This window comes from Collinsella sp. CLA-JM-H32 (assembly GCF_040098165.1).
Classification (GTDB): domain Bacteria; phylum Actinomycetota; class Coriobacteriia; order Coriobacteriales; family Coriobacteriaceae; genus Collinsella.
Genome location: NZ_JBBNMZ010000003.1, coordinates 201907 through 223361, shown reverse-complemented (window position 1 = coordinate 223361; position 21455 = coordinate 201907). Strand labels below are relative to the sequence as shown.

18 protein-coding genes are annotated in these 21455 nt (G+C 58.7%); 6 read left to right on the top strand and 12 right to left on the bottom strand.

What is annotated here, in order from left to right:
* The 7 genes from AAA021_RS03125 to AAA021_RS03095 form a co-directional block, all read right to left on the bottom strand.
* Window positions 1-261: hypothetical protein (locus tag AAA021_RS03125; protein WP_349087931.1), on the bottom strand; the 261-nt coding region annotated here is incomplete at its 3' end.
* A gap of 697 nt (window positions 262-958) precedes the next feature.
* A complete protein-coding gene (locus AAA021_RS03120; protein ID WP_349087930.1) occupies window positions 959-2062 on the bottom strand; it encodes an ATP-binding protein in 1104 nt (367 codons plus the stop codon).
* A 208-nt stretch (window positions 2063-2270) separates the two neighbouring features.
* Window positions 2271-4757, bottom strand: coding sequence for a glycosyltransferase family 2 protein (locus tag AAA021_RS03115; protein ID WP_349087929.1), 2487 nt, complete (start codon window positions 4755-4757; stop codon window positions 2271-2273).
* Entirely contained in the window at window positions 4758-5825 is a 1068-nt protein-coding gene (locus AAA021_RS03110; protein WP_349087928.1) for a glycosyltransferase, read from the bottom strand.
* A 12-nt stretch (window positions 5826-5837) separates the two neighbouring features.
* Entirely contained in the window at window positions 5838-6956 is a 1119-nt protein-coding gene (locus tag AAA021_RS03105; protein ID WP_349087927.1) for a glycosyltransferase family 2 protein, read from the bottom strand.
* A gap of 74 nt (window positions 6957-7030) precedes the next feature.
* Window positions 7031-8071, bottom strand: coding sequence for a glycosyltransferase (locus AAA021_RS03100; protein WP_349087925.1), 1041 nt, complete (start codon window positions 8069-8071; stop codon window positions 7031-7033).
* 6 nt (window positions 8072-8077) lie between these two features.
* The gene (locus AAA021_RS03095) at window positions 8078-9181 is read right to left on the bottom strand and encodes a glycosyltransferase (protein ID WP_349087923.1); all 1104 of its coding nucleotides are present in this window, start codon (window positions 9179-9181) and stop codon (window positions 8078-8080) included.
* A gap of 257 nt (window positions 9182-9438) precedes the next feature.
* On the opposite strand from AAA021_RS03095, the gene AAA021_RS03090 reads away from it, so the two are divergent.
* Window positions 9439-10458: a glycosyltransferase gene (locus tag AAA021_RS03090; RefSeq protein WP_161145066.1), complete on the top strand. Its 1020-nt coding sequence runs from the start codon at window positions 9439-9441 to the stop codon at window positions 10456-10458.
* A 24-nt stretch (window positions 10459-10482) separates the two neighbouring features.
* Here AAA021_RS03090 and AAA021_RS03085 read toward each other — a convergent pair whose 3' ends face one another.
* The 5 genes from AAA021_RS03085 to AAA021_RS03065 form a co-directional block, all read right to left on the bottom strand.
* Complete coding sequence (locus AAA021_RS03085) at window positions 10483-12279, bottom strand: AAA family ATPase (RefSeq protein WP_349087921.1); 1797 nt, start codon at window positions 12277-12279, stop codon at window positions 10483-10485.
* A gap of 202 nt (window positions 12280-12481) precedes the next feature.
* Window positions 12482-14260: a hypothetical protein gene (locus AAA021_RS03080; protein WP_349087920.1), complete on the bottom strand. Its 1779-nt coding sequence runs from the start codon at window positions 14258-14260 to the stop codon at window positions 12482-12484.
* Window positions 14261-14388: 128 nt separating this feature from the next.
* Window positions 14389-14808, bottom strand: coding sequence for an HI0074 family nucleotidyltransferase substrate-binding subunit (locus AAA021_RS03075; protein ID WP_117746665.1), 420 nt, complete (start codon window positions 14806-14808; stop codon window positions 14389-14391).
* Entirely contained in the window at window positions 14795-15082 is a 288-nt protein-coding gene (locus AAA021_RS03070) for a nucleotidyltransferase domain-containing protein (protein ID WP_055286556.1), read from the bottom strand. The genes AAA021_RS03075 and AAA021_RS03070 overlap by 14 nt, the downstream gene beginning before the upstream one ends.
* 8 nt (window positions 15083-15090) lie before the next feature.
* Window positions 15091-15522 (bottom strand): Rrf2 family transcriptional regulator, encoded by a 432-nt coding sequence (locus AAA021_RS03065; protein ID WP_349087917.1) that lies wholly within the window; start codon window positions 15520-15522, stop codon window positions 15091-15093.
* 223 nt (window positions 15523-15745) lie between these two features.
* Here AAA021_RS03065 and sufC point away from each other — a divergent pair, with 223 nt between their 5' ends.
* The 5 genes from sufC to sufU are packed head-to-tail and all read left to right on the top strand — an operon-like array spanning window position 15746 to window position 20991.
* On the top strand, window positions 15746-16546 hold the full coding sequence (gene sufC / locus AAA021_RS03060) for a Fe-S cluster assembly ATPase SufC (RefSeq protein ID WP_349087916.1): 801 nt from the start codon (window positions 15746-15748) through the stop codon (window positions 16544-16546).
* A gap of 12 nt (window positions 16547-16558) precedes the next feature.
* Window positions 16559-17971, top strand: a complete 1413-nt coding sequence (gene sufB, locus AAA021_RS03055) for a Fe-S cluster assembly protein SufB (protein WP_117854891.1) — start codon at window positions 16559-16561, stop codon at window positions 17969-17971.
* Window positions 17971-19242, top strand: a complete 1272-nt coding sequence (locus tag AAA021_RS03050; protein ID WP_349087914.1) for a SufD family Fe-S cluster assembly protein — start codon at window positions 17971-17973, stop codon at window positions 19240-19242. The genes sufB and AAA021_RS03050 overlap by 1 nt, the downstream gene beginning before the upstream one ends.
* The gene (locus tag AAA021_RS03045) at window positions 19239-20564 is read left to right on the top strand and encodes a SufS family cysteine desulfurase (protein ID WP_349087912.1); all 1326 of its coding nucleotides are present in this window, start codon (window positions 19239-19241) and stop codon (window positions 20562-20564) included. The genes AAA021_RS03050 and AAA021_RS03045 overlap by 4 nt, the downstream gene beginning before the upstream one ends.
* Complete coding sequence (gene sufU, locus AAA021_RS03040) at window positions 20557-20991, top strand: Fe-S cluster assembly sulfur transfer protein SufU (RefSeq protein ID WP_349087911.1); 435 nt, start codon at window positions 20557-20559, stop codon at window positions 20989-20991. The genes AAA021_RS03045 and sufU overlap by 8 nt, the downstream gene beginning before the upstream one ends.
* Window positions 20992-21455 lie beyond the last annotated feature (464 nt).

Genomic DNA, 21455 nt, shown 5'->3' with positions numbered 1-21455 from the left:
GGTGGCGTAGGTGCCGTTGGAGAAGGCCTCCGCAACGGCGTAGCGCTCGGCGCCCTCGACGGGCTCCCAGGTCAGGGTGACCTCGCCGTCGCCGGTCGCCTCCGCCCTGGGGGCGGGCGCCGACGGGCCAGCAGAGACGGTGCATGAAATTGATTCAGCCTGCGACAGCGCGGCATCTGCTGGGCTAGCAGCAATAGCCGTGGAGCATACACACAGAGACAGCGCGACCGCAAGAGATAAAGTAATTGAAAGACGCTTCATACAATCCTCCACAATTAATAACTGTCTTTATGTTATCGGAAGCCGGCATTTAATCAGTGCTCGCTCGGGCCAATGGACGATATTTACGCCAGACGGCGTTCGTGCAAAGCTAATTCAATAGCGATGCCATTCCCAGAATCACAAATCATCAAACTCACTCTCGCTGCTAAGATTGGCATCCCTTCACGGATCGCCCGTCAAGGAAGAACTCCGGCCAGCGCTGCATGAACAGCGCCTGCTCGCGCTTCCAGCGGCGCAGTTTTTCCTCGTTGGCCTCTTCCCTGCCGCGCGAGGTGAACTCGCAGTGGTACAGCTCGGCATAGGGCGTAAAGATGGCGCAGTACCCCGCCCCCCCACACGCGCAGGCAGAAGTCTACGTCGTTAAACCCGACGGCGGATTCCTCGTTATAGCCTCCGACCTGCTCAAATAAGTCGTGTCGGACCATCTGGCAGGCGCCCGTTACGGCACTGAAGTTACCGGGGCGCACAGCGCGGGCAAGAAAGCCCTCACTCTCCGTGAATGGTATCTTTGCTGTGGCAAATTAAAACACGCAATGCTATAGATAGACGAAATCTGATTGGCAGGCGATAAGGAGCGCCACATCTTATTATCACGGGGATTATCGCCCCAGAAAAACCCGATGTGGCAATCGACGCTGGCGGCAGTTTTAAAGATGGTGACGTCGCCTCTCTCGATTTAGAACCGTTCGAGAATCTCCTCGGCATTCTCTCGCAGATAGATATCTAGGTCCGGCACGGCAAACTGCACGTAGCCCCTCTGTGGTGCCTGAATAACCTCTCTTTGTAGCAATTTGGCCCTAATAGAGCTGATCTCATTAGTCTTTTTGCCCATGCGCTTAGCAATCTCGGCTGATTTAGACTGTTGTTTATCCTCGCACATGGCCAAAAGGTATTTGATATCGTTGAGCCCCAGTCCAGAAATCGCGGGCTCGTGAACAACATCGTGAAAACGAGCTTCTGCCAGCGCAATGCCTTCGGTAACGTCGCGCTCGCTCACGATGGCACTTTTGGCACGATGCAAGTTGGCGCGCTGCCAAATGGAGTAACCGACCAGTTGCACCAGATAGGCATAGCCCTTAGTGGCCTTAGCGGCTCTCGACAGAAGATCGTCCTCTATGGTCAAGCCAGTCGCGACAAAGCTGTCGCCCATAGAGAGCGCCACCTCCACCTGGTTGATAGGCGCCAGGTCTTCGGGGAGGGCACGACGCAAGAACGTAAGCGCCTTGCCGTTAATAAGATCCATAACACCAGCGGGTAAACCGGCAAAGGCAAGTGCGATATCTACTCTTTCCCCTATCAAAAGCTGAACCGTAGACGCAATGTCGCGCATATCGTCAATCGGGGCGTCCTGAACTTCATCGATGGCAATAAAAAGACCCTTGGATGACTTCGCTGCCGAACTCAGCAACTTTCTAAGGCTCGGTTCTTTGGGCGCAACGTCAACTTTCGCGGAAACAAAGCCGGCGTTTACGCCGACCGAAGCATTGGCCGCAAGGGAAGAATCAGCAACCTGATCCCTCAAGTCCAGCAATAGGTTAGGGCCAGCAGAAACAATAGCGGTCTTCCAACCAAGCTCTCGCGCACGATCCCTAAGGTCGCAGAGCAAAACAGTTTTTCCGGAGCCCCTCGGTCCAGCAATGCGCATGAGCCTCGCAGGTGCACCAATTCCCGCATTCAAACTCTCGGTAAACTCAAGAGCGATATCATCGCGACCAATTATGCGCGGAGGCTCAGCGCCGGCAGTGGGACGAAACGGGTTATGGAATGCTGTGACGCTCACCTGTTCTCCTTTCTGGGGGTCTATTGACAGTCAATCATTGCTTAAGTATTTATCGTAGACTATATCGGATAGTATCGAGTTATATAAGACTGTATAAACTTATCGCGGAAGTATCAAACTTTCGTAATTTGTCTTAGCAGGTAGTCCAACGTTGCTTCTTCCAAGCTCATAGCGAAAGAAAGTTAAGGACTTCCTAAAAACCATTGCCTTAGACAGAGAAATACTCGCTCTCAGCGGATAAGTTCGGCCCCAGCCACGGATCGCCCGTCAAGAAGAACTCCGGCCAGCGCTGCATGAACAGCGCCTGCTCGCGTTTCCATCTGCGCAGCTTTTCCTCGTTGGCCTCTTCCCTGCCGCGCGAGGTGAACTCGTAGTGATACAGCTCAGCATAGGGCGTAAAGACGGTGCGGTAGCCAGCCTCCCACACGCGCAGGCAAAAGTCTGCGTCGTTAAAGCCGACGGCGAATTCCTCGTTGTAGCCTCCGACTTGCTCAAATACGTCGCGTCGGACCATCTGACAGGCACCCGTTACGGCACTAAAGTTGCCCGGTCGTACGGCACGGGCAAGATAGCCTTCGCGCTTTGCCGAGAAATCCTGGTTGGCATGGGCAAGTGCGCCACGCACGCCAACCAATATGCCAGCGTGTTGCACCAGATGGTCGGCAAAGTAGAGCTTAGCACCCACCACGCCCGCATCGGGGCGTTGCAGATAACCCATCATCTCTTCGATAAAGTCGGCGCTTATGACCTCGGTATCGTTGTTCAGCAGCAACAGGTAGTCGCCCTTGGCATGCTCCACACCAAAATTGATGATCTGAGAGTAATTGAACTCCCCCGGCCAGTACACAACGCGTGCGGCACCCTTGCCGCCAGATGCAGCCGCCACGCGCTCCGGCAGGGTTTCGTAATACGCAAAGGTCTCCGGATCTTCGCTGTTGTTCTCCACCAAGACAATCTCGTAATTGGTATACGTGGCCTTCTGGGCGATCGACATCACACAGGCATCGAGCGTCTCAATGTGATCCTTGGTGGGAATCACAATACTCACCAGCGACGCAGGCTCCGGCAGCGCATAACGCATGCGATAGACAAACGGCGTCTCGGTCTCCTCGACCGTTCCGCGAACGCCCAGCGACTCAAAGTGGCGCTGCAGCGCCAAACGACCGGCTTCAATGGCATACGGCTTGCTATCTGCAGAGCCATCGGCGGTGGAACCGGGGTGCACACGCCAGTGATACAACACGTGGGCAATATGCTCAAAGCGTGCGCCCGATGCAAGGCAGCGAAGCGTCAGATCATAATCCTGGGCGCCAGCGACGTCTTCCGGCGACATGCCAATGCGATCGATAAGTGCCTTCTCCACCATCAGAAAATGCGTCACGCAGTTATGGCTATAGAGCAGGTCGACGTTGAGTTTGGTCTTAAAGACCGGTTGACCCCACTCCCCCGTTTTCTGGAACATGTCCTCGTCACAGAACAGGACCTGCGGACGCTCACCCTCTGCCGCCTTGTTCAACGCGGCGACATAGTGGAACAACGCGTCCGGTTCCAGAATGTCGTCATGGTCCAAGAACGCGATGTAGTCGCCCGTCGCTTGCTCGATACCTGCGTTGGTGTTGACCACAATGCCGCCGTTGCCGGGAAGCTCGATGCGACGGACGCGCTCGTCGTTGGCACCTGCCGCAAGGGTGGCCACCGCGTCCCATTCGGGCGAGGCGTCCATAAGCAGCAATTCCCAGTTGTCATAGCTCTGGGATAGCACAGAGTCCAACAACTCACGCAGGCAAACCCGATCGGTCTTATAGCACGGCACCACAATGCTCACGAGCGGCCTATAGGCAAATGCCGCCGAAGCGACACGCTGGCGTGCCAAATCACCCGGCTTTGCGCGATGCTGCTCAAACCAACGTCGATAAGCGGCGTCGTCCGCGCGTGCATCCTTCATGCGATTCCAACTGTCATCGACCATGCCGTTGTACAAACGACCATCCATGGCGCAAAACCCGCTCTGGATTTGGCCCGTGGGATCAGCCGCAATCGCGACAAAATCGCGTATATCCTGAGGCATCTCCACGCTTAGATACGTTTTATTGACACGACATCCGTTTTGCTGGAGAACATCGACCTGCGACTCAAACACATGCACGGTGGCCTCAATCGCGTTCATATGCGTATCGAAGATCTGGAGCTCAGGGGCGCACTGGGGATCTCCCGCCCACTTGACCTCATAGCGCCAGACGGCGCCCTCATCTGCCGGTAAATAACGAACGGCATCGATCTCGTAGCGACCGCAGCACTCGCCGCGTTGCGCATCGCGAACGAGCGCACACATCGCAGGCTTTGCTTTGTAGTTAATCTTAGATTCCAGCTTGGCAATACGACTATCAAGGCGAATAGAGCCCAGCCTTTTGCCGCCGGACGCAAATGAGACGTCAATTGTTGAGCCGTCCATAAACGGAAGCACCAAGACAACGAGCTCGCGCTCATAATCGGCAACGGAGGGACAAAGCGCGAGCACGCGGCCATGATCGACCGACAGTGCCAAAGACGGCACGCAAGCGTCATTGGTCGTCGCGTGAGCAAAGGATTGGGAACCATCCTGCTCAATAAGCCCCGCGATATCCTGGCCGACAAAGCGAAGCAACACAAACAGGCGGCCCTGACTGCGGCAAAGCGCCAAACGCTTGATACTCATCTACACCTCTCGCTTTCCCAGAGCATTCGCGGCCATGCGCTTGCACGCGCCCAGGCGCCCAAACCTCAAGACGTCGTAATCGAACATGAGCTTTTTGCACGAACGAGCAGCAGGCACCTTACCGACAAGTGCCGCACGCACCATAGCGGCAACAGAAGGAGTACATCGTGCGAGCGCAGCATCACTGCCCACGGCAGAACCGTCAAGCGCCGCGGCGACGGCAGCAAACACCTTGCCGCAGCCCGAACTCAGCAACCTGAGCGCATCGTACAGCACCAGATCACACAGGAAGTACGCCAGGTCATCGGCATGCTGGGCATCGAGCCCATCACGGCGCCAATCGGCCAGCACCGCGGAGTAAATCTTCACGTGTTCCAGCAAGCGCGTCTCGTCGTCATAGCGCATGGTGTCCATGAGCGAGCCCTTGCGCGCCACGCGGTAGTCATACAGCTTGTTCGAGATAAGCGCAGTCTTGCGCGAACGACCGTACACGGCAAAATCGAAGACCTGGTCCTCGCCATACTTAACGGTTTCGTCGAACACGATCCCGTTGCCCAGCAAGAAGTCACGCTTGCAGGCGGTGCGCCATGCAAAGGGGCGAGATGCTTCCTTAAACAGCAGGTCGGAGCTATAGCCCTCAAACGACGCATCGCGCGGGCTCAGCACATAGTTAAGCCACGGATACCCCGCCTCCAACGGATACGGGTTTGCGCCAAAGGTCAAAACGTCGCAATCCTCACGCTCAAAGGCATCAACGATTACGCGGCACGCATCAGACGTAAACCGGTCGTCGGAATCCAAAAACGCAACGACAGGCGCCGTGGACGCAGCGATTCCCGCATTGCGGGCGCTCGACAAACCACCGTTGGGTTTATCAACCAGCGTAAAGCGCGCATCCTTTTCGCAATAGGCAGCTGCAATATCGCGCGAACCATCCGGCGAGCCATCGTTAACCAGCACACCTTCCCAATCGGGCATATCCTGCGCGAGTAGGGAGTCCAGGCACCATGCCAGGCACTCCTCCACCTTGTAGATGGGAACGACGACGGAAATCTTAGGGGTAGCCATAATCACGCGCTCCTACTGTGCCGCCAGCACGTCATCGGGATGCGGGTTATCGCCGTAGGTGCGCTGATACGTCAGCACGCGCCAAACCAGCAGCAGGCCACCGATCTTAAAGTAATGCTTAAACGTGTTGAGCTTGCCCGGCTTCTTAAAGTCAAAGCGCGAATCGATATAGGCGCGGGGCGACTTGATCATTAGGCGCAAGTCGGTCTCGCCGCGCGGATCAAACAGCGACAGGTCAAAGCGACCGGCATCCCAATCGGCCTTGAGCTCGGGAGATGCCTTCTCCCAAAACTGCTCGCGCAGCTCATCGACCAGGCGCTCATCATTCCAACGGTACGTATCGACCTTCATGCGCATTAAAATGCCCTGGAGCTGAGCCTTGAGCTCGGGACGCTCGTCCAAAAAACGTTGCATCTCGGCATATTCGTCACACACGCAAAACACCTTGTTGGGCGAATTAACAGAGCTCTTCTCGTTATCCTGGCGATAGCACAAAATGGGGTCCGTAATAAACGCGGCACGCTCGGCGCAAGCCCAAACCTTAAAGTTAAAGCCTGCGTCCTGATACGATGCACCCGGCGTGGGAAGGAACCGGATCTGGTTGGCGTTGAGAAACTCGCGCCGATAGATGGCCGACCAAATGGAAGGTTTGCGGTAGAAGATACCCGGGCGATCGACGGGACGATACGCGGCGCCCGTCATATACTCGTCGATGATCCCAAACAGTTCACGGCGCTCGCTGGGCGTGGACCAATACAGATAGAAATCGCCTTTGACCACATCGGCATGCTCGGCATCTGCCTTGGCAACCAGCTTTTGAAGCGAGTCCTCAAACATAAAGTCATCGGACTCCAAAATGCCCACGTACTCGCCACGCGCCATCTCCAGGCCGCGGTTCATCGAATCGCCGTAGCCGCTGTTGGCCTTGTCGATCATCTTTACACGGGGGTCGTGCTCCATGTACTCGCGGATGATATCCGGCGAGCTATCGGTGGAGCCGTCGTTGATGCAGATGATCTCGATGTCATTGAGCGTCTGCGCCACGGCGGAATCGAGGCACTCGCGCAGATAGCGCTCGACATTGCAAATGGGAACAAGCAGCGAAACTTTAGGGGTATCAGAGTTCTGCAAGAGAACCTCCTGTTGAATAGCGTGTAACAGGGTTATTTTAGCAGCCGAGTTGCGGCGGGCGGCAGCGCTTGGAATTATAGAAAGCGCTCCAGGCAGGCTTTGAGACCGCGAGTCGAAAGATAGAACAGCGTGGCGTCTGCCATCGAAACGCCCGAGGTCGCCGCAACGAGCTTGTGGGCAACACGGCGAACGGCACCCTTAGCAGGCATATCCGCCCACTCCGTTCCCAAAAACGTCGTGAGGTCCACGTTGACGCGAGCCGCCACGCGATGGAAGTCATCGGCATCCAAGCGCGCCAGATCGAACACAATTAGGTCCAAAAACCAAGTTATCAGCTCGCCGGGACACAGGTCCAAAAGACCATAGGCCGCCCAGTCTTCCAAGACCTCCTCGAGCATCTTCATGTGGGCGTCAAGCTTTTTGGCGCGCGCCTCGGCACTGTTGAACTCGTGCGTCGCCGATTCGCTCTCCATCACGTAGTGGTAGAACTTGTCAGGCATGACGACGGTCCTGCGGGCAAGCGCATAAGCCGCAAATTGGAAGACGACGTCCTCGCCCAAAGCCAAACCGGGGGCGAAGCGAATACCTTCGCGATTGAGCAGCTCGCGCGAAAAAGCCGCGCGGCATGCATAGGGCTGTGCGTTTGCGTGGAACAGCAACTGGGGATCTCGTGCGCCAAAGGTGCCCGCTTTGGGGCTCATGAGTTGTTGGACGCGTTTAGGTGCGGCGTCGGACGGCTCGCAAACGCCACCGAATACGGCGGCCTCGGCATCCGCAGACTCCATGGCATGCAGCACGCGCTCGACCGTCTGGGCATCGATGTAATCGTCGGCGTCCACAAAAAAGACGGTCTCGCCCTCGGCAGCATCGATACCGGCATTTCGAGCGCACGAGACGCCCGCGTTTTCCTGGTCAATCACCAGTACACGATCGTCGGCCTGCGCGATCTGGCGCAACGCGTTCAACGAATCATCAGTCGAACCGTCGTTGACGCAGACAACCTGAATCGAGCGCTCGGACTGGGCCAACAGCGAATCGAGGCATCGCTGAATCGAGCGCGCAGAGTTGTAAACGGGGACGACAATGGTAGCTTTAGGACACGAGGCCTCTCCCATGCCGACCTACCCCCTCAGCGATTCGATGAGGAAGGCAGCAACCACGCCTGGGCCTCCAACCGAGGCGTAATACTTAGCACGCCCCAAGGCACCATCCGTCGCAAAACTCGGGTGCTCGTCAACCCAGCCCTCAGGATCTTTGAGGATGGCAGCGAGATTCGCGCGCTTCCACGGCTTAAAGTCGTCAAGCGAAAACTCCCCCGCGTCCAAGGCCGCCTGAAATTCCTTGGCCATCTGCACCAGGAACTCCTTATAGAACTTAGGCGCCAGCCGCACGTAGTTCCACATATAGGAATCGTACTTAATGAGCTGATTGAACTTGAGCATGCGCGCGACGTCATCACTTGCATGATCACGGGCATAATCCTCTCGAATCCAACGCTCAATCTCGGCATACTCGGTATTGACGCAAAAGACCTTAGCCGAAGAATTGACCGAGGAATTCTCGTTGTCCTGGCGATACGACAACACGGCATCATGCAGGTAAACAGCCTTATCGGCACACGCGATCACCTTAAAGGCAAATGACGTGTCCTGAAAGGATGCCCCCGGAGTCGGCAGGAACGTAATGCCGTTGTGCTCAAGAAAATCGCGACGGTACACGGCCGACCAAATCGACGGCTTTTGCTTAAAGAACTGCGTCGTATCGCTCGGGTGCACTGGCTTGCCGCAGTCCTTGGCTTTAAACATCTCGTGCAGCGAACGGCGCTCCTCGGGCTTAGACCAGTAGAAATCAAAGTTCGCCTTCGCAAAGTCGGCATTATTGCTATCGGCGGCCGAGACAAGCTTTTCGAGTGCGTCGGGCGCCATAAAGTCATCGGACTCCAAGATGCCAATGTACTTGCCGCGCGCCATCTCCAGGCCGCGGTTCATCGAGTCGCCGTAGCCGCTGTTGGCCTTGTCGATCATCTTGACGCGCCCATCGCGCTCCATATACTCGCGGATAATCGCCGGCGAGTTGTCGGTCGACCCGTCGTTAATGCAGATGATCTCAATATCCTTGAGCGTCTGCGCCAGGGCGGAATCGAGGCACTCGCGCAGGTAGCGCTGAACATTGTAAATGGGAATAAGCAGCGACAGAACAGGGCTGCCAGAGGCGTTAGTAGACAAATGTGCTCCTTAGGAAATACCTGTCGTTTCATGGTATCAAAGGGCCAGCGCGCCGGCGGGCGTTTATATAATCTATGGAGCCTCTTGCGGGCAAAGCAGCCCCCACGTCATGCGGCGGGCCCATGGCAGGTTCCTGCGTTTTATTCAAAGCTTGCCGCCAAGGTGCGCCGAGCCTTTACAATAGGACAGTCCCAAGGACGTATTCGATAGCTTCCGCGCAGCACTCGCCCGCCGCGCGTGAAAGGATATATTGCCCCATGCCTTCAACCCTTCCCGCTCCCATCGATAAGCTCGCCATTGTCGTCGTTACGTACAAGCGCCAGGAACTCCTGGCCAACTTGTTCGACTCCATGACCGAGCTTACGGCAGCGCCCTGGCGCATCGTGATCGTCGATAACGAGAATTCGCGTGAGACCGAGGCCATGTGCACCGCATTCAACGAGCGCCTGGCCAACCTGTGGGGCACCGACATCGAACAGCCCGACGCGAAGGGCGGCACCGACCGCGTCATCTACGCACCACAGCTCGAAAACGGCGGCGGTGCAGGTGGCTTCTCCGCCGGCACCAAATGCGCCTACGACCTGGGCGCCCAGTGGTTCTGGGTGATGGACGACGACGTGCTCGTCATCCCCGAAGGCATCGAGCGTCTTGCCAAGTGGACCGACCGCTACGATGTCATCCAGGGTTCGCGCCTGGACTTTGACGGCGGCGCCTTCTTTTGGCAGTACCAGCTCATCCTTTCGCTTGGTATCCCCAACCCCATCGCTAAGTGGGACCTGGGCCCCAAGGGCTACCGCGCCATGAACCAGTTGTGCTTTGAAGGCGGCCTGTTCTCGCGCCGCGTGGTCGACAAGATCGGCCTGCCGGATGCGCGATTCTTCATCTACGGCGACGATGCCTGCTACGGCTACGTGGCCAGCCAGCACTTCCCCGCCGCCGTTGTTGCCGACGTGGTGCTCAAGCGTGCCCGCGCTGTCTCTAACTGGGATATCGCCGGCAAGCGCCAGCTCAACTCTACGAGCGACACCAACCGCTACTACATCATGCGCAACCGCGGTTATCTGGCCCGCTACATGCAGATTTACGGCGACTATCACCCCGCGCTGTTCCGTCTGGGCAACGTCGCGACCTTCTGCAAGGAGTTCATTCGCCTGGCTGCCGTTGACAAGTGCTTTAAGACCGGTATTCCGGCGCTGCGCCGAGGCATGAAGGACGCCCGCAAGATCGTCAAGGATCCCAACTGGAAGCCCATGCCGCCCATGAAGGACACCGAGTAACGGAAGCCGGAAACACCTCGGCGCTTAAAGCCGCTGGCACACCGTAGCCACATGCTGCCCATCAAAACCGAACCCCCAGCGCATGCGACCCACGCCGGGGCGCGGCACACGGATTTCGTCGATGCCGTCGCGCTCTATGTCGAGCAGCGCCTGCACGGCCAGCAATTCCAGGCCCAGCGCATCCACACCGGGGTCATACATCATGTTGATCGTTATCAGCGGACGTTCATCGAGCATACCGATCGTATCGGCTATGTCGAACACGGCGCCCGTAGGAAAAACCTGGATGTCGCAGCGACCCGCGCCACACTTTCGCCTCGAGGCAGGATTGGCATAGCCCGGCAAGCCAAAGCAGAGCCCCTGCAAGAGCAGATGATATGGCAGTGGCGCATCTGGGTCGGTCGCACCGATTCCCGCATCTCCTAAGATGCGGCTTAGCGCCCGCCTCACGGTATCCTCGTTCCCATGGCACAGCCCGTCGCGAAACGCATCGACGTCTCGAATGTCTTCTGCAGCGCACTCAAACCACTCAATAATCACTAGACGCAAGGTCTGGCGAAGCTCGTTATTGGGCAATCGCAAAGCACGGAGGCGATCGCCATGCTCCGGCTCCTCAGTCATATCCGTCGTGAGAAAACCGGACAGATACAGCGCTGTCCACATGCCATCGTCAGGCGAGACATCTGGCTCTGCAGTGCCCAAACAAAGCGGGACCTCAGCGCACCCATGGGCCTCGAGCAAATCAAACAAGACCGAAAGGCGGTCGAGATTCCACCCGGCAACTACCCTACTCAGACAATCGGCATATCCATACAGATCGGCACGCACAGGCGCCGTGCAGCCTCGGCCCAGAAAACCGATCACACGCTCTGGACTCGAGCAATAGGCCCTGCCAAACCGATATCCCTCGAGCCATTCACGCGCATCATCCAGGTATTCCTCGCGCCCAGTATGATTCAATAGAGCCTCGACCTCGGCATCCAAAAAACCGAAACATCGGTCACACCACGCCGACAGCGGCGTCGTCAGACAATACGAGCAGCCGCGCGAAGAAAGCGCCACTTCGGCAGGACTGGGACGCTCCCCCATCAGACACGTCAGCCGCAACGAATCACGCGCAGTGGCAATGGCGTCGAACAACACACGGTCAAGTAGTTCTGCCGGATCGGCGTCGGAAGCGTCCCTCGCGCTCGCACGGCGAGACCACGCCGCATCGTACCCATCAACGAGCAATACAACCTGCTCATCGCAGGCAATCTCCAGCAGCTCTATGAGCACACCGAGCACCGAGTCAACCTCGTCCGCGCTCGCCACGCCACGCGCGACACGTTCGATGTGACGCACCTTATCTCGAGCTAAATCCGGAGCCTCCAAGAGCGCCAACAAGCGAGCGCACTCGCCCGAAAGGGCATCGCGCACGACGCCGGCAACAGCGGGGCCACACCTCGCAGCGCCAGAAAAGTCCAGCGATATCACCGGATAGCAAGCATACTCATCCCGATAGCGCCCGCCGTTCGCATCCCAAATCTGAGCATCGGCAAACGAGATCCGACCGGCGCGACCGACCGCCGGACGCTCCAGAAAAGCCCTGAGCATCGACAAGTTCATGCTCTTGCCAAAACCCTCGGGTCGACAGCACACCACAACGGACGCGTCGCAGTCCAACACATCAGCAATAAACATGGTCTTGTCAACCAGCATGCAGCAACCAAGGGCCTCCGCATAGTCGTGCATGCCAATGGGCAAAACCGCATCGTCGGCACAGCCGATCAAGCGCACGCCAAAGCCAGCAGCACAATCAACATTTGCCTGTTCAGACACCAAAACGTTCCCCCTAAATCGCAGCACGATGCCAATTGTAATGACCGCATCGCATGTACCGATGACGCCGCGCAAACATATCGGGCAACGGTAGCAACAAGAGGTGTGAGGGGGCACAACTAATCGTTGCACAACAAAACGGGGCCCGACGCATTCGCACCGGACCCCGTCCCAACTCTTTAGTTATCTAGCAACCAAGAGGCTACTCCTCCGAGCCGTCCTCCCCAGAAGCTTTCTTCTGCTGATCGAGCTTATGCTTACCACTTACGATAGACGTAGCGCCCAGTGTGGCCAAGCTTGCACTGGCAAGGCTCGCCATAACGATAAGGTCGCCCGTCTTGGGCATGTTACCGCCAGATGACTTGGTCGTTGTAGTCGTCGTGGTTGTAGTGGTCACCGTCTTGGAGTCATTTTGCTCTTGGACCTGGTTGTCAGCACCGCTCTTGTCGTCGTCTTCGGGCTGTTTCTTTTCGCCCTCGGTCTTGCTCTCGTCCTTCTTCTGAACGGATTTGTCGTCCTTCTCCTCAGAGCTAGAACCCTTATCAGATTCGGTCTTCTCGGAAGCCTTGTCCTTGGAGTCGCCCTTTGCGGCCTCGGTCTTTTCCGTGGAAACCTGATCAGAATTGTCCTTGTTCTGGGTCGAGCCATTATTGACGCCAGCCATCAGCGAAGAGCCCAGCGTAGAACCAAGCTGCACGGAGAAAGAAGGCTTCTTGTCCGGCGAAGCAACGGGAGCGTCCGGCGCCTTATTCGAGTCGTCCTTGGAAGCGTCGGAATCAGGGGTTGCGTCAGAGCCGGAGCCGTTGTTAGAGCCGGTGTCAACGGACGAATCGCTCGAGCCGGTGGATGAGTTAGAGGTGCCAGCGTCGGTCGAACCAGAAGCGTCGCTGTCCGTATTGCCGGCAGAGCTTGAAGACGAATCGCCCGCAGCAGAGCCGTTCGAATCGGAGCCGTTCGAGGTAGAGCCGTCGTTGGTAGTGCCACCAGCAGAGCCATTACCGTCAGCATCGGTCGAGGGCGCATCCATCCTGTCATCGTTGGCATCGTCACTCGAGTCGTCATTCGAATCAGGTGTCGGCGAGGGCGCCGGCGTAGGCTCGGGCTGCACGGGCGTCGCAGCGGCTGCCTCGTCCTCAGCGATATAAACCAAGCAGTCCTTTAGCTCGTTGCGGTAGCGGTTCTTCCAGCCCTCATGATACTGGGGCTGGCTCGAATACTTGGTCGCCACGTTATTGACCACGCTGTTGGAGAGCGCCGTCACAAACTCGCGGTCGGACATATCGTTGGAAAGATTCGCCCAGCGGAAGAAGTCTCTGCAGCCACCGGTACCGCACATGTTGGTGATGCTCCACACCATGCCCTTGACGCAATCGGCGCGGCCCGAAATATCAATGGCCAGGCCGCTCTTGAGCCACGCCTCGGTCACCGCATAGTACGAGTTGTACGCATAGGCATCTTGAAGTGCTGAGAACTCAACAGGATCGGTGTTGTACGCACCTTGAAAGGCATCCTGAGCGATATGGCCCAACTCGGTGAGCTGACCGTTCTCGTACATGGCATTGCTCGTGTTGGAAATCTCGCTGCCGCGATCAATCGCATCCTTGAGCATGCAGTATTTTTCGGGGTTGTAGTTGTAGGCCTGCTTCATAAACGGGATGAGCGACCAACGACGGTCGAACTGGTAATAGCCCAGCGCGTTATAACCGTCGCCATACGAAAAGCCCTGGTTGTAATTACCATGGCTCTCGTACTTGGTAAAGTACTTCATCTCGGGAGTCACGTTGACAAACGAAACGCCCTGGACCGACCTCAGCACGCCCGAGAAAGACTGCTGGGTGTAGAGACCTTTGTCGATATCGGTGGCATCCGAGGCAACGCCCGGCGTGGGCTCCTCGGCAGCGGCGGGTGCCGGCGCGGAAACGGCGCCAAACGAAAGCGCCAGCGTCAGGCCCGCGACAATAGCAGAATGCTTGGGCTGCATAAGATCCTCCCTGCATTGGTATAGTTAAAGTGCAGTTTGCAAAGATAGAAATAAGTATTGCAGCTCGCCCGTTGTTGCACAACAACCCCTCGGTAAACGGCAACAACCCTCCGCGAAATCTTAAGGAATTAGACAAACTGGTCGTCGGGCGCCAACAGAAGCTCGCCGTAACGTTTCGTCAGCCCGTCTCTCAACTGACAGAAAGCGGGAATATAGACGTTCAAGATGCGCTGAATCAAATCTTGAGCGAGCTTGTTGTCGTAGATATGGACGTTCGTATTGCGGTCTCTGAGCATATCCAGCCAGGCTGCCTCATCAATAAAGTCGTAGAATCGGTAGGACTCCTTCAAGATGGCACGAGGAGACCCCGACGCGGCAAGCGTGGCGCCCTCATACTCGAGCAGACGCTTAAGGAGCTTCCAGCTCAGTTCAAATTGAAGATTGAACTTATTAATCAATCCACTCTGAACAAAATCATTGTTGAGATCCTGATTGGGCGCATCCTCAAGATTCGCCAAGGCGCTAACAAAGTTCTCATATTTTTTCATACAGAATCACACCATCCTTGGCAATCTCATCGAGCAATTGCTGCGATAGGGACTCGTCGAGATTGACGACATCTACATCTAAAAGAGTATCAAGATGTTCCTCGATCAAATATGAGAAACGGCCGAAATCCCGGCAACCTGCTACGGCGATGTCAATATCGCTCTTGGGCAAGTTGTCGCCTCGAGCACGAGAACCAAACAACACGACCTTCTCGGCGTCACATTCCCGAGCAAAAACTTCGATTTGCTTGTACACCTTGTCGAGAGATGCCATTTGCACCCCTACAGCTTAATGTCAAAGTTGATCTCGGGGACGGCGGCTAGGTCGGCCAGCGTCACGCCGTCAACGTACTTTTCGATGACCTCGTCCAGGCCGCGCCAGAACTTGACCGTTGAACACAGATCACTACGGGTGCAGCTGTTGTCGATGCCGTCGCACGCCACCGGAGCCGTGCTGCCCTCGACGGCGCGCAGGATGTCACCCGCACGTACCTCGGAGGGATCCTTGGCCATCATGTAGCCGCCGCCCTTGCCGCGCACGCTCTTAAGCAAGCCCGCCTTCATAAGCGGACGGACCAGCTGTTCCAGATACTTTTGCGAGATATGCTCGCGGTCGGCAACCTCGCGCAGGGCAATCTTGCCCTCGGCGTCGCCCAGCGCCGCGATATAGATCATCAGCCGGAGGGCATAGCGGCCCTTGGAAGAAATGAGCATACCTACCCTCCCATCGTTGCTGGGACAAAATACAAGGAGTGTTTGTCCCAAATCTTATGCACGCGGGGCAAACAAACCTGATTATTATGTCCCACATCTAGAAAAGTCGAGTGGATTAGTCGGGTTTTCCCTTGACTAACGCCGAACCCATAGTAACTTTATTCCGAGAAGATTCCTAGGGTTTAGTACACCTATGAGTACACCATATACAGAGAGGGACAGCATGAGCGCAAATCCGCTGCTTTCCATCGAAGGTCTGACCGCCTCCGTGGACGAAAAGACCATCCTCCACAACGTCAACCTCAACGTCGCCGCCGGCGAGACCCACGTGCTGATGGGACCCAACGGCGCCGGCAAATCCACCCTGGGCCACCTAGTCATGGGCGACCCCGTCTACACGGTCAACGACGGCCGTATCGTCTTTGACGGCCAGGACATCACCAAGCTCACCACCGACAAGCGCTCGCGCGCCGGCCTGTTCCTGAGCTTCCAGGCACCGGTCGAGATCCCCGGCGTGCCGCTGTCGAGCTTTTTGCGCGCCAGCATCGCCGGCCGCCCCGGCCTGGAGATGAAGGGTAAGGAGTTCCGCCGCCGCGTCAAGGAGCTCGCGGCCGAGCTCAACATGGATACCGCCTACCTCAACCGCGAGCTGGGCGTGGGCTTCTCGGGCGGCGAGAAGAAGAAGGTCGAAATGCTCCAACTTCTGCTGCTGCAGCCCAAGCTCGCTATCCTGGACGAGACCGACTCCGGCCTGGACGTCGACGCCCTTTCCACCGTCAGCCACGGCATGGACGCCTACCGCAGGAGCTGCGACGGCTCCATGCTCATCATCACGCACAACACGCGCATCCTGGAGCACCTGGATGTCGACCGCGTCCACGTTATGGTCAAGGGCCACATCGTGCGCGAGGACGACGCCTCGCTCATCCCCTGGATCGACAAGAACGGTTTTGAGACCTTCGAGCGCGAGGCCGCCGAGCAGCGCGCCCAGGCCGAGGCCGCCGCTGCCGAGCAGCAGGCGTAAAGGGGCGACGCAATGACCAAGAACCGCACCGAGGTCGCGGACATCGACCGCAGCCTCTACGACTTCACCTATGGCGAGGAGGGATTCGAGCGCCTCGACGCCGGCATCACGCCCGACATCGTGCGCGAGATCAGCGCCAAGAAAGACGAGCCGCAGTGGATGCTCGACCTGCGCTTAAAGTCCCTCGAGATCTTCAACCGTTTTCCCGACCCGACGTGGGGCCCCTCCATCGAGGGCCTGGACATGGACAACATCGTCACCTACGTCAAGCCCAACACCGACCAAAAGCACGACTGGGAGTCGGTGCCCGACGACATCAAGAACACCTTTGAGCGCCTGGGCATCCCCGAGGCCGAGCGCAGCTACCTGGCAGGCGTCGGCGCGCAGTACGACTCCGAACTCGTCTACCACAACATGCAGGACACCGCGTCCAAGATGGGCATCGTCTACTCCGGCATCGAGGAGGCCCTGCACGATCCGCAGTGGGAGCCGCTCATCCACGAGAAGTTTATGACGCTCATCCCGCCCACCGACCACAAGTTTGCGGCCCTGCACGGCGCCGTGTGGTCGGGCGGCTCTTTTGTCTACGTGCCCAAGGGCACCAAGCTCGATTTTCCGCTGCAGAGCTACTTCCGCCTCAACGCCAAGGGCGCCGGCCAGTTTGAGCACACGCTCATCATTGTCGAAGACGACGCCGACCTGCACTTTATCGAGGGCTGCTCCGCGCCCAAGTACAACGTGGCCAACCTCCACGCCGGCGCCGTCGAACTCTTTGTGGGCAAGCGTGCGCACCTGCGCTACTCGACCATCGAAAACTGGTCCAAGAACATGTACAACCTCAACACCAAGCGTGCGCGCGTGGACGAGGACGGCGACATCGAGTGGATCAGCGGCTCCTTCGGCAGCCACGTGGGCTACCTCTACCCCATGAGCGTGCTCAACGGACGCCGCGCCCGCTCGAGCTTTACCGGCATTACCTTTGCCGGCGCCGGCCAGAACCTAGATACCGGCTGCAAGGTCGTGCTCAACGCGCCCGATACCTCGGCAACCGTCGAGACCAAGGGCATCTCCAAGAGCGGCGGCATCCAGACCTTCCGCAGCTCCATCGTGGCCACGCCCAAGGCCGAGGGTTCCAAGGCAACCGTGAGCTGCCAGTCGCTCATGCTCGACGACCAGAGCCGCTCCGACACCATCCCCGCCATGGACATCCGCGCCAAGAACGTCGACATCGGCCACGAGGCCACCATCGGCCGCATCGGCGACGATAAGGTGTTCTACCTGATGAGCCGCGGTATCTCGGAGGAAGAAGCCCGTACCATGATCGTCAACGGCTTTGCCAACCCGGTCTCCAAGGAGCTGCCGCTGGAGTACGCCGTCGAGATGAACAACCTGATCAAGCTCGAGATGGAAGGAGCGATCGGATAATGAAACAGACCACGAACACCGCTGCTACCACCCTTGAGCAGGTCAATGCGATGCCGGCTGCCACATGGGGCTGGCTGAAGATGAACCAGACCAAGCTCGAGCTCTCTGACGAGCTTGCCGCCGCTCCCGCCGAGACCGTTAAGGTTGAGGGCTTGGACGAGCAGTTTGCTGGCGTGGCAGACGCGTTCGACGCCGCCATGGACGCCATGGCCGAGCGCTTCCCCGAGCGCCGCGCCTCCGCCCCTGGCGATGCCGCCGACCGCGCCCGCATCACGCCCGAGACCGAGCTCGACGTGCCCGCCACCTCCGTCTACCAGGCCGGTGCTATTAAGCTGGAGGAGGAGCTCTCCCCCGCTGAGGCCTTCGAGACTGGCATGGGCGAGGCTGCCTACACCTACCTGGCCGACCACGCCACCAAGCGCGTCGTCATCGATGTGCCCGCATACAAGCACGCCACGGTTACCGTGCGTGTGAGCGGTGTCGATGCCGCCGCGGCCATCGCCGCCATCGACGTCGTCGTCCGTCCCCAGTCGACGCTCGACCTGCAGATCGCCCTGGACTCCCCCGTTGCCGGCGAGGGAGTCGTGGGATCCGTGCTGTGCGTGTGCGCCCACGAGTACGCCACCGTCAACGTGGCCTGCACGCAGACGCTCGACGATTGCTGGATCGCACTCGACGACACCGGCCTGTTCCTGGACGAGGGCGCGCGCGTCAACGTGCAACACACCGTCCTGGGTGCCGGTGCCAGCGCCACCGGCCTTGCCGGCGACCTGCTGGGCGATACCGCCAAGGTCACCATCGATACTGACTACCTGGGCGCCCGCGAGCAGGTGCGCGACTTTAACTACGAGCTGCGCCACCGCGGTCGCAAGACCGAGTGCGAGATCGACGCCAACGGCGTACTGACCGGCACGTCCAAGAAGGTCTACCGCGGCACCATCGACCTCGTGCACGGCTGCAAGGGTGCCGTCGGCACCGAGCGCGAAACCGTGCTGTTGGCCAACAAGGGCGTCGACAACAAGACCGTCCCCGTCATTCTCTGCGACGAGGACGACGTTGCCGGCAACCACGGCGCCACCATCGGTCACGTCCGCGACGAGCAACTGTTCTACCTCGCCTGCCGAGGCCTTGACCAAAACGCCGCCGAGGACCTGTTCATCCGCGCCAAGCTGGAGGACGCCGCGCTTTCCGCGACCGACGAGCGCACCCGCGCCGCCGTCGTCCGCCTGGGCAACAACCTGATCGACAACTTTGAAGAGGAGCTCGCATGATCGACACCGAGCACGTTAAATGCGACACCTGTACCGCACCGGAGCCTATGGAGCTCGACGCCAGCGACGAGGCCTCGCGCGGCTGGCCTACCGTCGACATCGAGACCAATCCCTACAAGGCACAATTCCCGCTTTTCCAGCAGCACCCCGAGATCGCCTTCCTCGATAGCGCCGCCACCGCGCAGCGCCCCGCCTGCGTGCTTGACGCCGAACGCGACTTCTACCAGCGCATGAACGCCAACCCCCTGCGCGGCCTGTACTCGCTGTCCGTCGAGGCAACCGACGCCATCGCGAAGGTCCGCCAGCAGATCGCCGACCTCATCGGCGCCTCACAGGCCAACGAGGTCGTCTTCACCCGCAACACGAGCGAGTCGCTCAACCTGGTCGCCAAGAGCTTTGCGCCCACAGTGCTCAAACCGGGCGACGAGGTCGTCATCACCATCATGGAGCACCACTCCAACCTGATTCCGTGGCAGCAGGTCTGCCGCGAGACCGGCGCCAAGCTCGTCTACCTCTACCCCACCAAGACCGGTCAACTCACCACCGAGGAGGTTCTGTCCAAGGTGGGCCCCAAGACCAAGATTCTGGCCGTGGGTCAGGTTTCTAACGTGCTGGGCGTCGAGAACCCGGTCAAGAACCTCGGCAAGCTCGTCCACAAGTACGGCGGCTATCTGGTCGTCGACGGCGCGCAGTCGCTGCCGCACATGCCGGTCGATGTGGCCGACCTGGGAGCCGACTTCTTTGCCTTTAGCGCGCACAAGGCCATGGGCCCCATGGGCATCGGCGTGCTGTGGGGCAAGATGGACCTGCTCAACGCCATGCCGCCCATGCTCACCGGCGGCGAGATGATCGATTCGGTCACCGAGCAGGACGCCGTCTGGGCGCCCGTTCCCGAGAAATTCGAGGCCGGCACGCAGGACGCCGCCGGCATCTTCGCCACGGGCGCCGCCCTTGATTACCTGGTCAACACGGTGGGTTACGAGAACATCCAGGCCCGCGAGCAGGCACTCGTCCACTACCTGATGGGCGAGCTCATGCAGCTTGACTTTGTCCAGATCATCGGCTCCATCTATTGGGACAACCACCACGGAGTTGTGAGCTTTAACGTCAAGGGCATCCACCCGCACGACGTCGCGAGCATCATGGACATGGACGGCGTCTGCATCCGCGCCGGCCACCACTGCGCGCAGCCGCTGCTTACCTGGCTGGGTGTCGAAAACCTTGCCTGCTGCCGCGCCAGCGTGGCCTTCTACAACGACAAGGCCGATATCGACAAGTTCATCGCCGGCCTGCATCACGTTTGGAGCACGTTCAATGGGTAATCTGTACACCTCCACCACATTTATGGAGCACAACTCGCACCCCGACTATAAGTACGAGATGGATGCTCCCACGCACGAGCACGACGGCATCAACCCCAGCTGCGGCGACGAGCTCACCTTGCAGCTGCGTGTCGAGAAGGGCGTGATCGAGGAGGCCTCCTTTACCGGTCATGGCTGCGCCATCAGCCAGGCCAGCGCCGACATCATGGCCGACCTCATCACCGGCGAGACCGTCGAGGAAGCTCACCGCTTGGCAGAGCTCTTCCTCGCCATGATCCGCGGCGAGAAGCTCTCCGAGGACGACCTGGAAGACCTGGACGAAGCCGCCCAGCTCCAGGACATCTCGCACATGCCCGCCCGCGTCAAATGCGCCGAGCTCGCCTGGCGCACCCTCGACGGCATGCTCGAGGGGCAAACAAACCAGTAGCTTATGCCCCGAATCCAAGGGTTTTGATTGCCGAGCCGCCCGATACGGGCGGCTCTGTTTTTACCTAATGAGCGCGGTGGCACAAAGTCCGCGCGTCCGGCGCCCCGTCTGACATTTGCCACACAGCCAGACGCGAACACGGGCGTTTTCCACAGCACCAAAGGCCTGCGACAGGGCCCCGGGCCCGCCAAGCAATGCGCCAAGCCCCGTTCTGCGAAGCTCCGACTCGCTTCGTGCCTGCCGCAGACGGGTCCCATAGGGAGCGGCGTGCATTTTTGCGAGTATTCAGCACGCCAAGCTGTGTGTATACGCATCGAAAGCGTTAATCAACATCTTCAGGCGCATATATATTGTGTTTAGAACAAGCATCGCGGTCTGACGGGACGCAGACACGTGCTTCGGGGGCGCAACGGCAGGGATCAATAGCTTCGGGGTCCGCATGTTGCAAGATTGCGTCGGTGCCG

Excerpts from the sequence above, each read along its gene's own strand:
- AAA021_RS03065 (WP_349087917.1), bottom strand. The coding sequence starts at position 15,522 with ATGCTCATTTCTTCCAAGGGCCGCTATGCCCTCCGGCTGATGATCTAT.
- sufU (WP_349087911.1), top strand. The coding sequence starts at position 20,557 with ATGGGTAATCTGTACACCTCCACCACATTTATGGAGCACAACTCGCAC.
- AAA021_RS03115 (WP_349087929.1), bottom strand. The coding sequence starts at position 4,757 with ATGAGTATCAAGCGTTTGGCGCTTTGCCGCAGTCAGGGCCGCCTGTTT.
- sufB (WP_117854891.1), top strand. The coding sequence starts at position 16,559 with ATGACCAAGAACCGCACCGAGGTCGCGGACATCGACCGCAGCCTCTAC.
- AAA021_RS03075 (WP_117746665.1), bottom strand. The coding sequence starts at position 14,808 with ATGAAAAAATATGAGAACTTTGTTAGCGCCTTGGCGAATCTTGAGGAT.
- AAA021_RS03070 (WP_055286556.1), bottom strand. The coding sequence starts at position 15,082 with ATGGCATCTCTCGACAAGGTGTACAAGCAAATCGAAGTTTTTGCTCGG.
- AAA021_RS03045 (WP_349087912.1), top strand. The coding sequence starts at position 19,239 with ATGATCGACACCGAGCACGTTAAATGCGACACCTGTACCGCACCGGAG.
- AAA021_RS03080 (WP_349087920.1), bottom strand. The coding sequence starts at position 14,260 with ATGCAGCCCAAGCATTCTGCTATTGTCGCGGGCCTGACGCTGGCGCTT.
- AAA021_RS03050 (WP_349087914.1), top strand. The coding sequence starts at position 17,971 with ATGAAACAGACCACGAACACCGCTGCTACCACCCTTGAGCAGGTCAAT.
- AAA021_RS03100 (WP_349087925.1), bottom strand. The coding sequence starts at position 8,071 with ATGGGAGAGGCCTCGTGTCCTAAAGCTACCATTGTCGTCCCCGTTTAC.
- AAA021_RS03090 (WP_161145066.1), top strand. The coding sequence starts at position 9,439 with ATGCCTTCAACCCTTCCCGCTCCCATCGATAAGCTCGCCATTGTCGTC.
- AAA021_RS03110 (WP_349087928.1), bottom strand. The coding sequence starts at position 5,825 with ATGGCTACCCCTAAGATTTCCGTCGTCGTTCCCATCTACAAGGTGGAG.
- sufC (WP_349087916.1), top strand. The coding sequence starts at position 15,746 with ATGAGCGCAAATCCGCTGCTTTCCATCGAAGGTCTGACCGCCTCCGTG.